At 59.3% G+C, this 17,194-nt stretch carries 16 protein-coding genes; 10 read left to right on the top strand and 6 right to left on the bottom strand.

Features of this window, described 5'->3' with window-relative positions:
* The first annotated feature begins 356 nt into the window (after positions 1–356).
* From HNQ72_RS09750 to HNQ72_RS09715, 8 genes are all read left to right on the top strand, one after another.
* Complete coding sequence (locus HNQ72_RS09750; RefSeq protein ID WP_183992022.1) at positions 357–2,300, top strand: methyl-accepting chemotaxis protein; 1,944 nt, start codon at positions 357–359, stop codon at positions 2,298–2,300.
* A gap of 269 nt (positions 2,301–2,569) precedes the next feature.
* Positions 2,570–2,725, top strand: a complete 156-nt coding sequence (locus HNQ72_RS09745; protein WP_148145467.1) for a DUF3563 family protein — start codon at positions 2,570–2,572, stop codon at positions 2,723–2,725.
* Between the two features lie 273 nt (positions 2,726–2,998).
* Positions 2,999–3,523 (top strand): DUF2062 domain-containing protein, encoded by a 525-nt coding sequence (locus tag HNQ72_RS09740; RefSeq protein WP_183992020.1) that lies wholly within the window; start codon positions 2,999–3,001, stop codon positions 3,521–3,523.
* Positions 3,524–3,539: 16 nt separating this feature from the next.
* Entirely contained in the window at positions 3,540–3,944 is a 405-nt protein-coding gene (acpS, locus tag HNQ72_RS09735) for a holo-ACP synthase (RefSeq protein ID WP_183992018.1), read from the top strand.
* Between the two features lie 125 nt (positions 3,945–4,069).
* The gene (lepB, locus tag HNQ72_RS09730; RefSeq protein ID WP_183992016.1) at positions 4,070–4,819 is read left to right on the top strand and encodes a signal peptidase I; all 750 of its coding nucleotides are present in this window, start codon (positions 4,070–4,072) and stop codon (positions 4,817–4,819) included.
* On the top strand, positions 4,819–5,529 hold the full coding sequence (gene rnc / locus HNQ72_RS09725) for a ribonuclease III (protein ID WP_183992014.1): 711 nt from the start codon (positions 4,819–4,821) through the stop codon (positions 5,527–5,529). The genes lepB and rnc overlap by 1 nt, the downstream gene beginning before the upstream one ends.
* 10 nt (positions 5,530–5,539) lie before the next feature.
* Positions 5,540–6,484 (top strand): GTPase Era, encoded by a 945-nt coding sequence (gene era, locus HNQ72_RS09720; protein WP_183992012.1) that lies wholly within the window; start codon positions 5,540–5,542, stop codon positions 6,482–6,484.
* A 229-nt stretch (positions 6,485–6,713) separates the two neighbouring features.
* Positions 6,714–7,229, top strand: coding sequence for a PAS domain-containing protein (locus HNQ72_RS09715; protein ID WP_183992009.1), 516 nt, complete (start codon positions 6,714–6,716; stop codon positions 7,227–7,229).
* Between the two features lie 56 nt (positions 7,230–7,285).
* Here the strand turns inward: HNQ72_RS09715 and HNQ72_RS09710 are convergent, their stop codons facing one another.
* On the bottom strand, positions 7,286–7,678 hold the full coding sequence (locus HNQ72_RS09710; RefSeq protein ID WP_183992007.1) for a hypothetical protein: 393 nt from the start codon (positions 7,676–7,678) through the stop codon (positions 7,286–7,288).
* A 178-nt stretch (positions 7,679–7,856) separates the two neighbouring features.
* Between HNQ72_RS09710 and recO the strand changes: the two genes are divergently transcribed.
* Positions 7,857–8,612, top strand: a complete 756-nt coding sequence (gene recO / locus HNQ72_RS09705; RefSeq protein ID WP_183992005.1) for a DNA repair protein RecO — start codon at positions 7,857–7,859, stop codon at positions 8,610–8,612.
* A 3-nt stretch (positions 8,613–8,615) separates the two neighbouring features.
* On the opposite strand, the gene HNQ72_RS09700 is transcribed toward recO, so the two are convergent.
* Entirely contained in the window at positions 8,616–9,854 is a 1,239-nt protein-coding gene (locus tag HNQ72_RS09700; RefSeq protein WP_183992003.1) for an MFS transporter, read from the bottom strand.
* 275 nt (positions 9,855–10,129) lie between these two features.
* On the opposite strand from HNQ72_RS09700, the gene HNQ72_RS09695 reads away from it, so the two are divergent.
* Complete coding sequence (locus HNQ72_RS09695) at positions 10,130–11,839, top strand: flagellin N-terminal helical domain-containing protein (RefSeq protein ID WP_183992001.1); 1,710 nt, start codon at positions 10,130–10,132, stop codon at positions 11,837–11,839.
* 27 nt (positions 11,840–11,866) lie between these two features.
* Here HNQ72_RS09695 and HNQ72_RS09690 read toward each other — a convergent pair whose 3' ends face one another.
* The 4 genes from HNQ72_RS09690 to HNQ72_RS09675 form a co-directional block, all read right to left on the bottom strand.
* Positions 11,867–12,763 (bottom strand): DMT family transporter, encoded by an 897-nt coding sequence (locus HNQ72_RS09690; RefSeq protein WP_183991999.1) that lies wholly within the window; start codon positions 12,761–12,763, stop codon positions 11,867–11,869.
* 209 nt (positions 12,764–12,972) lie between these two features.
* On the bottom strand, positions 12,973–13,821 hold the full coding sequence (locus tag HNQ72_RS09685; protein WP_183991997.1) for an MOSC domain-containing protein: 849 nt from the start codon (positions 13,819–13,821) through the stop codon (positions 12,973–12,975).
* Positions 13,822–13,851: 30 nt separating this feature from the next.
* Positions 13,852–14,508, bottom strand: a complete 657-nt coding sequence (locus HNQ72_RS09680) for an HD domain-containing protein (RefSeq protein ID WP_183991995.1) — start codon at positions 14,506–14,508, stop codon at positions 13,852–13,854.
* Positions 14,505–17,174 carry a DUF2339 domain-containing protein gene (locus HNQ72_RS09675; protein WP_183993071.1) on the bottom strand — a complete coding sequence of 890 codons (2,670 nt, stop codon included), beginning with the start codon at positions 17,172–17,174 and terminating at the stop codon, positions 14,505–14,507. The genes HNQ72_RS09680 and HNQ72_RS09675 overlap by 4 nt, the downstream gene beginning before the upstream one ends.
* Between the last annotated feature and the right edge of the window lie 20 nt (positions 17,175–17,194).

Genomic DNA, 17,194 nt, shown 5'->3' with positions numbered 1-17,194 from the left:
TAGCGGTTTCTGCAACCCGCTATCTCCGAAATAAGCGGTCGCGGCCGGGGACATGGTGTCTTCGGCCGCTTTCGTTTGGTGAGCAACGCAGTCTCGCTGCCGGTAGGTCGCATGTTCGTGGTTGATTATGGGGGCGGCGGCAATCGCATGTTGCAGTTTTTTATCGGAACAGGATTCCGATGATCGAAACGTAACGGTTTATTATAGCCGGAAGTTCTACATATTGTTCCGGGAAATTTGAGAAGCGCCCCGCTCTTTGCGCGTATGACACGCGCCGCCTTCGTCCGGCGGTTCCTGCGTTCGTTCGTACATCTGTCCTCTCGCATGGATTTTCCAGCACGTATCGAGGTTTCCCTATGCTCAAAAATCTACGGATCAAGACCAAGTTTCTGATGGCGATTGCCATCCTTGGGATCATTTCTCTGACTGGCCTACTGCACGTTACAAGCAAATTCAGCGCTGCCAACGGCGCCTATTCCAACTTCCTGCAGAACGAAAGCAACGCAGCGACCTTGAGCCCGCGCGCTGCCGCCGGCATGTGGACGTCAACCACCTGGCTGGGGCGTGCGCTCGTGCAGGACCCCAAGTCCGAAAAATTCAAGGAACTGTCTGAGCGCTTTGGTCAGGAATTTGCCGCAGCGCGTGATCGCCTGACCAAAATCCCCGCGATCGTCCCAAGCCGTAAAGAGGCAATCGATGAATTGCTTGTCGGTGTCGACAATCTGAAGGCGGTTGGTGATGGCCTGTTGAAAGCTTACGTTGCCGGTGATGCGGCTGGAGTTCATGATTTCTCGGCCAAGCTCGACGGGGTGATCGTTGCATTGCCATTAAAGTTCGCCGCCAATAACGTTGCCATGACGGAGATCCTCAACAACGGTGCCGCCCAAATGTCGGCGTCCGTTTCGTCAACGATCCTTTACGCGATCTGCGGCATGGTTGCCGGCATCTTGTTGGCTATGGGGGCCGCCATGATGATCGCTCAGGCGGGCATAACGGCACCGATGGCCCAGCTTCGAGAGCGTATGGCTTCGCTTGCAGTCGGCGAAACAGAAGCTGAGATCGTTGGTCTCGACCGCAAGGACGAGATCGGCCAGATGGCCGAAGCTGTCGCCGTCTTCCGCGACAATGCACTGGAGCGCATTCGGCTTGAACAGGAAGCCGACGACAATCGTAGCCTGTCGGAAAAGGAACGTATCGAGCGTGAAGCCGCCAGGGCGCGTGAAGCCGCCGACGTCAAGTTTGCCGTCGACAGTCTCGCCGAGGCGCTGAGCCAGCTGTCCGATGGCAATGTTTCGCATCGTATAGAAGCGCGGTTCACCACGGCGCTCGATGGCGTCCGCAACGACTTCAATGCCTCTGCCTCCAAGCTCCAGGAAGCGCTTGAGCAGGTTGCAGGCAACGCCCGCAGCATCGAGGCCGGTTCGGCGGAAATCCGCTCCGCTGCCGACGATCTCGCCAAGCGCACCGAACAGCAGGCCGCTTCGGTCGAAGAAACGGCTGCCGCTCTAGAAGAGATCACCACCACGGTGAAGGACGCAGCCCGCCGCGCCACCGAGGCAGGCTCGCTTGTCACGCGTACCCGTCAAGGTGCCGAAAAGTCGGGTGAAGTCGTGCGCAGCGCTGTCAAGGCTATGGAAGAGATCGAGAGGTCGTCCGGCGAGATCGGTAACATCATCGGCGTCATCGACGACATCGCCTTCCAGACCAATCTTCTGGCGCTGAACGCCGGTGTCGAGGCCGCGCGTGCAGGTGAGGCGGGCAAGGGGTTTGCCGTTGTCGCACAGGAAGTGCGCGAACTGGCCCAGCGGTCCGCAAATGCCGCCAAGGAGATCAAGACACTGATCACCGCGTCCAACCATCAGGTCCAGAACGGCGTGCATCTGGTCGGCGAGACCGGCAAGGCGCTGGAGATGATCGTGGCGGAGGTCCAGGAGATCAACCGGCACGTGGCCGCCATCGTGGAGAGTGCGCAGGAACAATCCTCGGGCCTCCAGCAGATCAACACAGCCGTCAATACGATGGATCAGGATACGCAGAAGAACGCGGCAATGGTCGAGGAGCAGACGGCGGCAAGTCACGGTCTCGCCCGCGACGTTGCATCGCTCAATGCCCTGCTGGCGCAGTTCAGGCTTTCCGGAGCCCTATCAGAACGCTCGGCAAGGGTGCCGACCAAACCTGTGCGCTCTGCGCAGGTGGATGAAACGCCCACCGCTTCGCCGGCACGCGCTTTGGGCCGCAAGCTGGCAGGTGCCTTCTCCGGCAACACGGCACTCAAGAGCGACAGCTGGGAAGAGTTTTGAGCGTCAGGCCTGAGATGTACTAGGGGGCATCTGCTCTTCTGACTGCGACGATATGTCCAACCGCGGGGGCTTGCCGGCTCCCGCGGTTGTTTTTTGAACATTTTTGCCGTGCTGCGCTCGTTGTCGCCGGTTATTTGGTCAGTTTGACGGCTGTCAAAGCGCTTGCCATGCATTGGGAGCAAGTCTGCATCGCTTCGCAGGCGTTGGTAAAAGAGCTCGGGAAGTCGTATTTTAGCAGCAGCAAAGTAATAGGAACGAAAGATAAGACGATGTTTGACACAGTACGCAAGTTTGCACGCGCCCTGCGCGTTCCCTCGGCCCAGGATCGTGAAATGGCCTATCTCAATGAATCGCGTGATCGGATCGATCTCGAGTACCGCATGCGCCAGGTCGACCGCGGCATGTTCCGCAAGTCGCAGTTCTAAGTCTGACCGTAGTCGTGCCTTTGGCCAGTGAGCCGGGGCACGAGATGCTGGATAGGGTGACAGCCTGATGGCGACCCTTTGGGGTTTCCCGGCGCTGGCTTAAGGTCGGCGTGGATCTTCATCCCCAAATTCGCCACGATTTTCGGTTTCCGCTATAGTATCGCTTGATCATATAGCCAGCACGGCCGGCCCTGTCCGGATCGATTGGACAGGTTAACTGGAATGCCGTTTCGCCGTCGTACTCCTCTTTCACTCAGTCAGAGGCTTTTCGGGATGTTCGTTCCGAAAAGAGGGTTTCGCCGTACGCTCGGTTATTATCGCCTCAAGGTCATGCGCATCGGCGGTTCTCCCCATGCCGTCGCCGCTGGCGTGGCGGTCGGCGTCCTGAGTGCATGGACACCTTTTCTCGGATTTCACGTCCTGTTTGCCATCCCGATCGCCTGGCTTTTTGGCGGTAGCATGATCGCCGCCGCAATCGGCACCACATTCGCAAATCCCCTGACCTGTCCGATCATCTGGCCGCTGACCTGGGAAGTGGGGCAGTTCATGCTTGGCGCCGAGCCGACCTCGCGCCATATCGATCTTGAGGCCCTGTTCGCCCATCTTGACGTCTCTCAGCTCTGGGGACCGGTGCTTGAGCCTATGCTTGTCGGCTCGCTGCCTCTGGGCCTGCTCTGTGCGCTTTTCTTCTATGCCGTGACCTATCTTGCCGTGCGTGGTTTTCGCGATCGTCGCCTCGGCCGCTTGACGGAGAGGGCAAGACGCCTCAAGTCAGCCGAAACCGGATCGGCAATTTAGGTATAGGATCAGCTTGATGATTATCGGCATGGGGAGCGACCTCATCGACATAAGGCGCGTGGAAAAATCCATAGAGCGGTTCGGCGAACGCTTTACCCACCGCTGTTTTACCGAGATCGAGCGGGCAAAATCGGAGCGCCGCAAGAACCGGGCCGAATCCTACGCCAAGCGTTTTGCCGCCAAGGAAGCCTGTTCCAAGGCATTGGGGACGGGGCTTGCCAATGGCGTGTTCTGGAAGGACATGGGTGTCGTCAACCTGCCCGGCGGAAAGCCCACAATGGTCCTGACCGGCGGTGCCGGCGACCGGCTCGCCGAACTGATCCCTGCCGGCCATGAGCCCGTCATCCACATCACCATCACCGATGAATATCCTTATGCCCAGGCCTTCGTGATCATCGAGGCGAAACCGATATCCACCTGATGCCGGCGCGGAAATGCATGCTTCCGACAATGCATGAACGTTTAGTAATCTCGCCACCATTGCCGCGGCTTGGCTAAGCGTTTAGACAGTTCAGCCACTCGCCCCGAGATAGAAAGATTTTTGACGTGTCCGACAAAGCCGAGACGAAGCAGCCGAATGCCATTTGGGAGAATATCAAGGTCATCATCCAGGCCTTGCTGCTCGCTATGGTCATCCGTACTGTCCTGTTCCAGCCCTTCACGATTCCCTCGGGTTCGATGATGCCGACCCTGCTCGTCGGCGATTATATCTTCGTCAACAAGTTCGCTTACGGTTATTCGAAATATTCGCTGCCTTTCTCGCCGGACCTGTTCGATGGCCGTATTCTGGAATTCAGCGAGCCGAAGCGCGGTGACGTCATCGTCTTCCGCCTGCCGCAGCAGCCGGATATCGATTATATCAAGCGTCTTATCGGCCTGCCGGGCGACAAGATCCAGATGCGTGACGGCATTCTCTACGTCAACGGCCAGGCGGTTCCGAAGCAGGCTGACGGCAGCTTCACGTCAGATTATCGCCTCGATCCCGGCTCCAACGTTCCGGTCTTCCGCGAAACGCTCGACACCGGCAAGACCTACGACACGCTCGACCAGATCCCCAATTCCCGCGGTGACAACACGCCGGAATTCAACGTTCCCGCAGGCCATTACTTCTTCATGGGCGACAATCGCGACAACTCGCTCGACAGCCGTTTCGACGTCGGTTTCGTACCGGCTGAAAACCTGGTCGGTCGCGCCAGCGTCATCTTCTTCTCGCTCGGCAACGACACCTCGTTCCGCGAAATCTGGAAGTGGCCGTCCAACATGCGTTGGGATCGTCTGTTCAAGGGCGTCAACTGATGAAGATGAAACAATTGTCGGCGGAAGAGCGAGGCCAGCTGGAAACGGCGATCGGTCATGTCTTCGCCGACAAGCAATGGCTTGACCGGGCGCTGACCCATGCCAGCACCGGCACCGCCAAGAATGCCAATTACGAACGTCTTGAGTTTCTCGGCGACCGCGTGCTTGGCCTGTGTGTCGCCGAACTTCTCTTCACCACCTTCCGCTCGGCGGAAGAGGGGGAGTTGTCGGTGCGCCTCAACCAGCTGGTCAGCGCGGAAAGCTGTGCCACCGTCGCCGATGAGCTGGAACTGCACCGTTTCATCCGCACCGGCGCCGACGTCAAGAAATTGACCGGCAAGCGCATGCTCAATGTTCGTGCCGACGTGGTGGAAAGCCTCATCGCTGCGCTCTATCTTGATGGTGGTCTGGAAGTTGCCCGTGCTTTTATCCTGCGTTACTGGCAGGATCGTGCCAGCAAGCCCGATGCTGCGCGGCGCGATGCCAAGACAGAGCTGCAGGAATGGGCGCATGCGAAATTCAATACCACCCCGTCCTACAGGGTGGACGACCGCTCCGGACCGGATCATGATCCGCGCTTCACGGTGACGGTGGAAATCAAGGGCGTCGCGCCCGAAACCGGCACCGACCGGTCGAAACGGGCAGCCGAGCAGGTTGCCGCAACGAAGCTCCTCGAGCGCGAGGGCATCTGGCCGAAGAGCCAGGATTGATTGGATCGATATGACCGAAGACCACAACATTGCCGGCGAAGAAAATGAAGCTGCCGGCGGCCCGACCCATTCCGGCTTCGTCGCGCTGATCGGCGCTACCAATGCCGGCAAGTCGACGCTGGTCAACCGGCTCGTCGGCGCCAAGGTTTCGATCGTCAGCCACAAGGTGCAGACGACCCGCGCCATCGTCCGCGGCATCGCCATTCACGACAATGCCCAGATCGTTTTCATGGATACGCCCGGCATCTTCAAGCCGCGCCGCAGGCTCGACCGCGCCATGGTGACGACCGCCTGGGGCGGCGCCAAGGATGCCGACGTGATCGCGCTCCTGATCGACAGCGAGCGCGGCATCCGCGGTGATGCCGAGACCATTCTTGAAGGCCTCAAGGAAGTCCGTCAGCCGAAGATCCTGCTTCTGAACAAGATCGATCAGGTCAAGCGCGAGGACCTTCTGGCGCTTGCCGCAGCGGCAAATGAGCGAGTGGATTTCGAGCGAACCTTCATGATCTCGGCCACCACCGGCTCCGGCTGCGACGACCTGATGGATTATTTCGCCACGACCCTGCCGGAAGGCCCCTGGTATTATCCCGAGGACCAGATTTCCGACTTGCCGATGCGCCAGCTGGCAGCCGAAATCACCCGCGAAAAGCTGTTCCTGCGCCTTCATCAGGAACTGCCCTATGCTTCTCACGTTGAGACGGAAAAGTGGGAAGAGCGCAAGGATGGCTCGGTTCGCATCGAGCAGGTCATTTATGTGGAGCGTGACAGCCAGAAGAAGATCGCGCTGGGCAAGAATGGTGAAGCTATCAAGGCAATCTCGACGGCATCACGCAAGGAACTGTCCGAAATTCTCGAGCAGCCGGTGCATCTCTTCCTGTTCGTCAAGGTTCGTGAGAACTGGGGCGATGACCCGGAACGCTTCCGCGAGATGGGCCTGGAATTCCCAAAAGGTTGATAAACTAAAGATTTATCTCACCTTCCGTGCTCTTGATTTCCTTCAGGTACGCCCGATGTGCATGTATATAGTCCACAGGCAAACGTGATATATCCTATATATGCGCACAACTATACGCGGTGAACTTGACACGGCGCAACTGTGGAACTTTGATCTGATTTGTCACCAGTCTGATTCAGATTGTGGCGATTAGGGATGGAAAAAAAGCGCCACAAGGATTGCGAGCCGCATGGCCACCAGCAAATATACGGGACGAGACAAGGGCGTGGATCTGAAGGACGCTGTCGGGTTCTTCAGCTGGGATCTAGGCGAAAACAAAGTCTTCGCCGACAGTGTTTTCGCTTATATCTACGGTATTCCGCCTCACGAGCTAGAGATCGGAGCTCCGATCGAGCAGGTGATCAAGCATGTTGCGGAAGACGACATGCCGCGCGTGGCCAAGGCGCTGCACGAGACCATCGTCTCCGGCAAGCCGTGTCACCAGACCTACAAGATCAGTCATCCGAGCGGAAAGAGCATTGTCGTCACGGGGCAGGGGCGCTGCCTGCGCAATGGCGAAGGCATGCCGTCGATCTATACCGGTTTGGTGACCGCAGAGGAAAACGGTGTGAAGTCTAACGACGCGGATCCGCTGGCTTCGCATTGTATGGAGGCGCTGAAGCTTGCCAAGCGCCGCCGCCATGCCTTGGCTGAACGTTATTTGACTTCGGCGCTGGGAGCGCTTGGCCGACGGGCCGAGAATTGATGGACCCAAAAAGGTAAATCCGGCGGCAACGATTGGCGTGCCGCCGGCGCTTGCCGTTATTTTTGCCGCGCCATCAGCGCCTTGACTTCCTCGAAGCGGCGGCGATTGTCGGGTTCCTGCTCGCCCGGGCCATAGCAGGTTTTAGAGATACAGAAGCGCACCAGCCCGAAGGGCGGCGTCGCCTTGTCGAACTGGCACTCGATCTCGTTGTTATAGTCTGTCGGCTTTGCATCCTCGCGGGTGGAATAGGTCAGCCGCGCGCCGGGTGGATCGAGTTCGGGGAAGGACTGCACGATCCCGGTCTTGAGCGAGGGAACCAGCAGGAAATTCTTTGCCACCGCCATGCAGGCCTGTTCCAGCTGGGGTGATTGCGCCGCAGCCGGATTTGCCGGCAGGAAACCGGCAAGTGCCGCAGATGCCAAGGCGGCAGCGAAAACGATATGTCTCATGGGAGCTCCCTGAACCCGTTCTTGTTTGGCGAGAGAATTCCGCTGACGGTCAATTTGTTCCAATGGAGATGACACCCGATCGCAGTTTTTCGAGATGTGTTGCAGATCGCGAAACCGATTCAATCTGAAAGACTTATGCGGTAGAACTGAATCGGTTCGGAAAGGACTTCAAGCATCGATGCAGTGGCAGGACGAGGCGATCATTATTGGTGTCAAGCGGCATGGCGAGACCAGCGTCATCGCCGAGTTGATGACGCGCGAGCGCGGTCGCCATCTGGGCCTTGTCCGCTCTGGCCGCTCTCGCTCCATGCAGCCGGTCCTGCAGCCGGGAAATCGGGTCGAAGCCGTCTGGCGCGCAAGGCTCGACGAGCATCTGGGCGAACTGAAGCTCGAACCTGTGAGGCTTAGGGCCGCAAAACTGATGGAGACCGCCACCGCCGTCTACGGTGTGCAGGCCATGGGGGCACTGCTGCGCCTTTTGCCTGAGCGCGATCCGCACCCGCATCTCTTCGATGCGCTCGATATCATTCTCGACACGATGGATGATCCCGCCGATGCGGGTGAACTGTTTGTCCGGTTTGAACTGGCAGTCCTGAATGACCTCGGTTACGGCCTCGATCTGACCGAATGTGCTGCGACCGGGGTGCGGCAGAACCTCAAATATGTATCGCCAAAAAGCGGCCGGGCGGTCTGCGGCGAGGCCGGTGCCCCGTATGCCGATCGTATGCTGGCCCTGCCGGCATTCCTCGGGGAGGGGCCAAAACCCGCAGCGGATCGTGAGAGCATGCTGGCAGCGTTCCGGCTTACACAGTTCTTCCTTCACCGGCATGTCTACGAGCCGCGCGGCATCACCGCGAACGATGCCCGTGAAGGGTTCGTTCAGGCAGCCTTGAAGGCGCTCTCCGCGCCGCCCGTGGATCGTCAGGTCGGCTGACTCTTATTCCGCCGGCTGTATTGCTGCAGGCCGGTCGACAGGCTTTTCCTGGATCGGCCAGTGGACGATCGCGGCAAAGATTCCAAGCGCCACGCCGAACCACCAGACGGTATCGTAGGAGCCGAGCTGGTCATAAAGAGTACCGCCCATCCAGACGCCGAGAAATGAACCGACCTGATGCGACAGGAACACGAGCCCGCCCAGCAGGCCGAGATGCCGTGTGCCGAACATGATCGCCACCAGCCCGTTCGTCGGCGGCACGGTGGAAAGCCACAAAAGCCCCATGAAGATGGCGAAGATGATCACCGAAAGCGGCGTCTGCGGCAAAAGCAGGAAGGCGGTCACCGCAACAGAGCGCGCGAGATAGATATAGGCAAGGAAATAGGGCTTCGAATATCGCTGGCCGATCACCCCGGCCGACAGCGAACCGATGACGTTGAAGAAGCCGATCAGCGCCATGGCGATCACCGCATAACGGGCATCGATACCGATATCGCGCAAGTAAGCCGGGAAGTGTGCCGTGATGAAGGCCACCTGAAAGCCGCAAACGAAAAAGCCGCTGGTCAGAAGCAGATATCCCTTGTGGCCGAACGCCTCTCTCAGAGCTTCGCCGGCGGTCTGCTTGAACGCGGCTTGTGACTGTGTTCCCGAGCTTGAATTGCCGCGCAGCGGAATGGCGAGCAGCGGGATTGCCAGCATCATCACGGCCATGATGACAAGACTGTCCGACCATCCATAAGTGGAGATGAGGGCCTGGCTCAGCGGTGCAAAGAGAAACATGCCGGCAGACCCTGCAGCAGTCCCGATGCCGAAAGCGAACGAGCGCTGTTCGGGCGTCACGTTGCGGGCGAAAGCCGAGAGGATCGTGCCGAACGATCCGGCACCTACCGCAAGCCCCACCATTACTCCGCCTGAGAGATAGAGAATGCTCTCCGAATGCGCTGTCGACATCAGCGCCAGACCCGCCGCATAAAGCAGACCCGAGAAGGTCAGGACCCGGGCAGTGCCCCATTTGTCTGCGATCGCCCCGAAGACCGGCTGGCCCAGACCCCAGGCAAGATTCTGGATCGCCATGGCAAGCCCGAAGGTCGTGCGGTCCCAGCCTGTATCGGCGAGCATCGGCAGCTGGAAAAAACCCATGGCCGAACGTGGCCCGAATGTCAGAAGCGCAACGAGCGCGCCGGCGCAAATAATAAGCCAGGGCATCGTCGCTCGAGCGGAAACGGGAGCAGCTTGAGACATGGGTGTCCTCCATAATGGGAAGATGTTCATATACTCTCATCACGCGTTGGTGAAACGAGTTTTGCGAACGTCATCCATCAGCGCAATTGATGGCGCCGGGCTCGAATTGAGCGCTCGGACACGCGCCTAGCCAAGTTCGTACGATTACGTACGAAGGATCGAGGCTTGCCAATTGGCAAGATTTCGTTAACCATAACTGACAAAATTCAAGTCTCGCGATTTCCGCGATTCGGCTCATGACGACGCCATATTTCAATCGATTTATCCGGTACGTCATGACAAGTATTTTAGCCAATATTTCCGCCATGTCGGCGCTTCAGACGCTGCGGGCAGTCTCTTCTGGATTGAATGAAACCCAGGAACAGGTTTCCTCCGGCCTCCGGGTGAAGGTGGCTTCCGACAACGTCGCCTATTGGGCGATTTCGACCACCATGCGATCCGACAACAAATCGATTTCCGCTGCAAGTGATGCGCTTGGTGTCGGTGCAGCGAAGGTGGATACCGCTTATGCTGGCACCGGCGCGATAATTGATCTGCTGACCGATGTGAAGGCGACACTCGTCACCGCCAGGGAAGACAGTGTCGACAAGGCTCAGATCCAGAACCAGATTTCTCAGTTGAGCAAGCAGGCCGACAGCATCGTCAGGTCCTCCAGCTTCAGCGGCATCAATTATCTGCAGACCTACGCCGGCGATCACATCAACAATATCAATGAGCTGGACGATGTCGTCGTGGATTCGTTCACGCGCAACGTGGACGGTGCGACGACGATCAACACAAGCAAGGTTGATCTGAGAAAAACCAGCATGCTGAACGATTTCGGCGGCGGCATCCTGCAGAAGGACGATCTGGATTATTACATGCCGCTCGGTGGAATGAGCACCAGCAGCTTCTATCACGAAGGGCATGAAGACCATTATTTCGACGGACCGATCACCTTCAGCACCACCGATTCGGTGCAGTTCGATCTGCTTATCGACAACAGCCCCGAATCTGCTGGCATGTCTTTCCATATCACGATCGACAAGAGTGTTATCGATGCGGCACTTGGGACGAATGACGGCGAGATAGACAATGTCTTTCAATTGCGCACGGTCATTCAGCAGGCTTTCACCAATGTCGGCGCCAACGCTTACGCAGACGTCTACGGCACGCAGGCGACGTCGCCCACAGATGGATACAATTACGAAATCCGCACACTGGAAACTTCTCCGAATGTTGGATCCAGCATCTATATCAGTGGCATAACCAGCACATTCGGACCAACGGTGACAGAGCGCACGCTTGGCCTCGATTCGGTGCCACGGATCGACCATGACAACATGATCACCAGCTCCTCGATGAATTTTCTTTGGAGTTTCAAGGTGATGCTGGACGCGACGATCTCATTTGACCTGAGCATCGATAACGCGCCGCTCCAGACTTTCGTGATTGATCGGACGGCCGTTGATACAGCACTTGGAACAACCGACGGCCGGATCAGCAGTGCTGCCGATCTAAAGACGATTGTCGACTATCTCGTTCCAGGTTTCGAAGGCCTTGCCGTATCCGTCTCAGGCAACCGTCTGACATTCCAGGCGGATCAGGCGATCTATCCGGGTTATGGCAACAAGGCGGTGGATTTCTACATCAGCTCGTTCCGGCCGGATCCACCATTCACGCTGCGCTTCGATCTTTCCGAGATTGATGTCACCACCAGCAATTTCACCATCGACGAATATATCGAAGGGGTGGAATACATGCTCAGCCAGTCGATCGATAGCGGAGCCATGCTAGGAGCGATTCAGCAACGCATCGAGATGCAGGCGGCGTTCTCGCAAAAGATGATGGACGAAGTCGAGAGCGGCGTGAGCCGTCTCGTGGATACAGACATGGAAGAAGCGTCGATGCGTCTTCAGGCGTTTCAGACGCAGAAACAGCTCGCGCTGCAAAGCCTGCAGATCGCCAACTCGCAGCCGCAGAATATCCTCAGCCTGTTCAACTGAAACCGTCGCTCGACCGGTTGACCCTTTTTACAGCGACCCCGGCGGCTGGACAGGCGGACGGCGCTTGCCGAGCTGCGCCTCGCGCAGGATGGTGAACAGGCCGGCACCGATGACGATCACGCAGCCGCCGATCATGTTCCAGCTCATCACCTCGCCGAAAATGAACGTACCGATCAGGCAGACGAGCACGGTCTGCCAGTAGAAAATCGGCTGTACCACGACCGCATCGAGCACGTCGAAGGCGCGGATCAGCAGATAGTGTCCGGTCATGCCGGTAACGCAGAGCGCTAGCATCCAGAACCAGTAGTCGGGTGTGATCGTCGTCCAATAGAACGGCCCGATCAACGTGATCGCTACGGCTCCCGCAATGCCGGTATAGAAGAAGCTGGTTTGCGACGTATCGGTCCTGCTGACCATACGCGTCAGAACCGAATAGAGCGCAAACATCAGGGTACAGGTGATAGGCACGATGATGCTGGCGCTGAAGCTTGCATGCAGCGGGTCGATGATCAAAAGAATGCCGATGAAGCCGACGCCGATAGCAGCCCAGCGGCGCCATCCGACGGTTTCGCCGAGCAACGGCACCGAAAGGCAGGCAACCACCAGCGGTGCCGCTGCAAAGATCGTATGGGTCTGGGCAAGCCCGACATTGGCGAAGGAATAGATCGACACGACGATCTGGAAGACGAGAAGCGCGCCGCGGATGATCTGCAGCACCAGCCTGCTGCTCTTCGCCGTTTGCCTGATTCCGCCCTGATTGCGGGTCGCCAGAGCCAGCACGAAGGCGGCGAAAAACCAGTAGCGGATCATCGCCACGAAAACCGGCGGATAGGCCTGGCCGAGATGTTTGGAAATGCCGTCCTGAACCGCGAAGATCGAAACCGCGGTCAGCGCGAAGAACAGGCCTTGGGTGCGTGGTGTCATGAATAAAAGCTCTTGAGCGTTTTCCGGTCAGAAAGCGCCCAGGAAGCTTGATGGCAACGCAAGGCCCGAATCTTGTTTTTTGAGAATGCAGCCGTTTTGGCCGTCAGCACGCCATGCAGGCAACATATCATTCCGCATGGCTGCCATGCGTCAAGACGCCTATCGCAGTCCCCGGAACGCTCTGCCCTGGAATTTCGCCCTGTGCGGCGTCAGGCCCGCCGCTTGATCGCCCAGGCATCGCGCGTGCCGGTGATCGTCGCCGCATCGCCGAGCCTGATCGTCCCTTCGCTGCGCGGCACCGCATTCCAGCCGAACAGCGGGCCGGGCACCCGCCGGTCGCCCGACATGCGGATGCGGCCCATCGCCGGGATCGGGCTTGGCCCTTCGCGCGAACCGGTCTGCTGGTCCTGCGTGGTCATGATGCAGCGGGCACAGGGTTTGACGAAATCGAACCGGATGCCGGCAATCTCGATGCCTTCCCAGTTGTCCTCGTCCCAGGCCCCGTCATGGTCGAGCACGATATTCGGACGGAACCGGTCCATTCCCACGGAGCCTTCACCGTTTTTCGCCATATCGGCGTTAAGCGCTGCAAGCGAACCGGTCGTGGTGACGAGCACCTGATAACCGTCGGCAAAGGTCACCGGCGTATCCGGCCCCGCCCATTCCGCACTTGCAATGCGCTCGGCCTTCTCGTCGAAAAAGGCGAGCTTTACCTCGCGGCCGAGCCAGGTGGAAAGGATCGCATTCGCCCCGTCATCGGCGATCGCGGCGCTGACGGGGGATTTCCACACGACGACGTCCATGCGCCGATCAGTGGGCGGAATCGCAACCAGGATCTCCCCCTTGCCCTCGACCGCGAACCGGTAGCCGACATCGCGCGGTTCGACTTCCACCTGCGCCAGTTCCTGCAATTCCCGCTGGGTGATGAACTGGCCGGACGGGTCGACCACCATCATTTTCCGGTCGCCGGGAATGCCCGCGAGCGTCATCACCGCTTGATCGAGCGAGATGCCGCGGCCGCTCTTCAGGGGGTAGAAATTCAGTTCCGCGACCTTCATCATATCGTCCTCAACTGCTGTTCCCGGATCTCAGCCCTGGATTTCGTCCAGGAACATATCCCTTATCTGTTTCAGCCGCTCGTTCCGCTCACCGGCCAGCGCACGCCCGGCCGCGGTCTGAAACCCGTCAGCGAGCTTGAACAGCTTGACCTCGAAATGGTCGATGGCAAAACTCTTGTCGTCCAGCGCCCGCTCTTTGGCAAGCGGATCTGCGGGGTCATAAAGGCCCGACCCCATTCGTCCGGCAATGTAGAAGCAACGCGCCGCACCCACCATGCCGATCGCGTCCAGCCGGTCCGCATCCTGCAGGATCTTCGCTTCGACAGTTTCGGGCGGAATATTGGCAGAGAAGCTATGGGTCGTGATCGCATGTGCGACCGCTTCGATCGCTGCCGTCTCCCAGCCCATGCCGGCCAGAATGCCGCTGGCCTTGTCTGCCGCCAGCTGCGAGGCCTGTGCTCTCAGCGGTGAGTTTTTCTCCACCGAAACGCAGTCATGCAGCAACACCGCGGCGGCCAGAACCTCACCATCGCCGCCTTCCTTCGCATGGATGCGCAAGGCATTCCTGAACACCCGCAGGATATGAGCGATGTCGTGGCTTCCGTCGTCGCTATCGGTGGCGTGCGGAATAAGCTGCCGCGCCAGTTCTTCGTAAGGGGCAAACGCGGCGGCGAGGGTGAGGGTCATGCAGTGCTTTCCTTGGAATCGGTATCAGGCTCGTCGCTCTTCTTCACCAATATCCGCTGGTAGAAAAGCCCGATCCCGATCAGCACCGCACCAAGCCCGATGAAGGAGAGCGCCCTCAAGATACCTTCGAGGTTCGACATGTCGATCAGGAACACTTTCAACACCGCGATCAGCACCAGTCCGGCGGAGGCAAGCCGGATGCTCTTGGCGTCAAGCTTCGAGCCGAGCACCAGAAGCCCGACACCCATGATCAGCCAGACGACCGAATAGGTATAGGTTTCGCCGGGAATGAACCCCTTCCAGTCGGCGATATTGGTTCCCCGCCAGAAGCGCCGCACCGAAAGCGTTGCCCAGAGAAAACCGAGCACGGCGCCCGAGACGGCAAGCATCGCCACATAAGGCACCGGCCGCCGTCCGCGCGCCAGATAGGCGACGAGCGCGTAGGCGAGAGCCGGCAGGAGATAACCGAGCAGCAGAAGATTGACGAAAGGCCACGGCCCGGTGTCCTCGCCCGAGAAGAACGGATTGAGCGCAAACACATGCAGCGACAGCACATTCGCCGTCGCCACCACGCCGGCGATCATCGAGCCGAAACGGAAGACCGGCGAGGGAGTTTTCAGGTCCAGCGTCATCAGGATGCCCGAGAAGCCGATGGTGATCAGCGTATAGATCGACTGTTCACCGAGCGTCGGCACATCGCCGGAAAGCTTTCCGCCGTTCATCGCGTGATGCACGAGAACCGCAATCGTGATCAGCGCCGAGAGCGAGGCGAGTGCCTGCATGATGTTGCGCACGCGGAAATCGGAAGAACCGCGCAAAAGCCAGGCAGAGACGATCGCAAGCAGGGTAGGGATGCCGTAGCCGATCAGAAGCGCGTTGAAGAACGGCGTCGTGCCGAGGCTGTTGGCGCCGATCAGCGTCGGCTCCCAGGCAATCCGGCCGAAGACGATCACGATCGCTGCCGCCATCATCCATGGCAGCGCCGGCCATGCGCGAACCCGCATGGCCATGAGATAGGCAAAGCCGAGCACCGATACGAGAACGGTGGTGACGATGCCGTTGGTCAGCGCATGCAGCCCCAGCGTCAGGCCTGCAAACGATCCGGCGACGGCAAGATTGGCCGGCCAGTCGATCCTGTCGTCTTCACCCTTCCGGAACAGCCATTCGGCGGCGGCAATGAGAGCCGCACCGATAGCCAGCCCGTAAAGCCCATGCGTCCAGTCTCGGAAGAAGTTGCCGAAGTTGAGGAAGGAGATGAAGCCGAGCGTCACCGGCATCGCTCCCATCAGCAGGGCCCAGGCGATAGAGAATTCCTTTTCCTCTCTGCGGAAGCGCCTCAGGGCAGCGAAACCCAGAAGGGTAAAGATCGCGCCGAGCAGCAGGCTGACCGCAATCTCGTTACCGGAAAGCGGAAGCGGGATCGGCGTGCCGTCCAGACCTTCCGGCGCGATATAATCGAGCAGCGAAAGTGCAGTGATCAACGTGCCGAGAACCGCACCTGCGGCCGACATGATGGTCGGCCAGAATGCATAGGCGCGAGCCGCACCCAGTGCCGCAAGCGTGGCGATGACTGCCAGGAATGCGAATTGCGGGTCGATCCCCGTGCTGGTGCCGCTGGCAACGGTGGCGAGCGCACAAAGCACGATCATGATCGATAGCGACAGGGTGATCTTCAGCGGCGGCCGTTTCAGCAGCGAAGCCCAGCCGGTGCCGGCGGCTGCGGAATATTGCTGGCCTGGCCAGAGGAAGATCGTGCCGGCAATCATCACCAGCATGGTAAGCGTGGGCGGCAGCGGATCGAAACCCGTGCCGATTGCGGCATAGACCAGCACCCAAAGCCCGGTGCCGATATTGGCGAGCATCGGAACGACGGTCCAACGGCGAATGCGCGAGGCGGCATTGACCGCAAGCCAGGTGATGCCGAGGAAGAGGAACAGCGCATTGGCGTTCGGCGCGTCCGTCGTTACCAGAAGCGGCGTGACGAGCGAACCGAGCAGGCCGAGACCCGCAAGCGCCTGCCCGTGCAGCAAGGACAGCGCAATCACCGCAAACGAGACCAGCGCCAGCAGCGCGAAGGCCGTGCCGGAGCCGATGAACTCGTAAAAGGTATAGGCCGCGAACACCGTTCCCAGCAGCGTCACCGCACCGGCTGCCGTCAGCGCGCCGGGGATCATCGCATTGGCATAGATTTCGGAAATCTTCGGCAGTGCTTTCCGCCGCACGATCTCGCCACCGGCCATCAGCAGAAGGCCGAAAAGTGACGCCAGCATAAGCCGTGCCGCCGGACCTAGAAGGCCGGCCTCGATCGAATACCGTACGAGAAAGATGCCGCCAAATGCCAGCGCCACGCCGCCGACCCAGACCGGCCAGCGGGCACCGAGATAACTTTCCAGATTTTCCCGTGACGGTTTTTCGCGGACCGGACGAGGTGGCTCCGATATCGTTTCGTCGGCCCCGGTCTCGGCAGCCGTCGTCTCCGGGGTGTTCTCATCAGCTTGGGCTGCCTGCACGGCATCCGGCTCTTCGGCTCGCATCTCTTCCAGAACCGCGTCGGCAGCCTCTTGTCGCACCGGCTGTGGTGCGAGAGCCGGGCCGAGCCCGCCTTCCGAGATCATCTGCTTGAGAGCCGCAAGTTCCGTTTCCACCCCGTCGACACGGGTAGACATCTTTCGGTTTTGCGACACCA

This window comes from Aliirhizobium wenxiniae, assembly GCF_014201355.1.
GTDB lineage: Bacteria > Pseudomonadota > Alphaproteobacteria > Rhizobiales > Rhizobiaceae > Neorhizobium > Neorhizobium wenxiniae.
The sequence above is the reverse complement of the archived record's forward strand: the minus strand, read 5'-3'. Positions and strand labels throughout refer to the sequence as shown.

Coding starts and splice junctions, on each gene's coding strand:
- HNQ72_RS09750 (WP_183992022.1), top strand. CDS start 357: ATGCTCAAAAATCTACGGATCAAGACCAAGTTTCTGATGGCGATTGCC.
- HNQ72_RS09745 (WP_148145467.1), top strand. CDS start 2,570: ATGTTTGACACAGTACGCAAGTTTGCACGCGCCCTGCGCGTTCCCTCG.
- HNQ72_RS09740 (WP_183992020.1), top strand. CDS start 2,999: ATGTTCGTTCCGAAAAGAGGGTTTCGCCGTACGCTCGGTTATTATCGC.
- acpS (WP_183992018.1), top strand. CDS start 3,540: ATGATTATCGGCATGGGGAGCGACCTCATCGACATAAGGCGCGTGGAA.
- rnc (WP_183992014.1), top strand. CDS start 4,819: ATGAAGATGAAACAATTGTCGGCGGAAGAGCGAGGCCAGCTGGAAACG.
- era (WP_183992012.1), top strand. CDS start 5,540: ATGACCGAAGACCACAACATTGCCGGCGAAGAAAATGAAGCTGCCGGC.
- HNQ72_RS09715 (WP_183992009.1), top strand. CDS start 6,714: ATGGCCACCAGCAAATATACGGGACGAGACAAGGGCGTGGATCTGAAG.
- HNQ72_RS09710 (WP_183992007.1), bottom strand. CDS start 7,678: ATGAGACATATCGTTTTCGCTGCCGCCTTGGCATCTGCGGCACTTGCC.
- recO (WP_183992005.1), top strand. CDS start 7,857: ATGCAGTGGCAGGACGAGGCGATCATTATTGGTGTCAAGCGGCATGGC.
- HNQ72_RS09700 (WP_183992003.1), bottom strand. CDS start 9,854: ATGTCTCAAGCTGCTCCCGTTTCCGCTCGAGCGACGATGCCCTGGCTT.
- HNQ72_RS09695 (WP_183992001.1), top strand. CDS start 10,130: ATGACAAGTATTTTAGCCAATATTTCCGCCATGTCGGCGCTTCAGACG.
- HNQ72_RS09690 (WP_183991999.1), bottom strand. CDS start 12,763: ATGACACCACGCACCCAAGGCCTGTTCTTCGCGCTGACCGCGGTTTCG.
- HNQ72_RS09685 (WP_183991997.1), bottom strand. CDS start 13,821: ATGAAGGTCGCGGAACTGAATTTCTACCCCCTGAAGAGCGGCCGCGGC.
- HNQ72_RS09680 (WP_183991995.1), bottom strand. CDS start 14,508: ATGACCCTCACCCTCGCCGCCGCGTTTGCCCCTTACGAAGAACTGGCG.
- HNQ72_RS09675 (WP_183993071.1), bottom strand. CDS start 17,174: ATGTCTACCCGTGTCGACGGGGTGGAAACGGAACTTGCGGCTCTCAAG.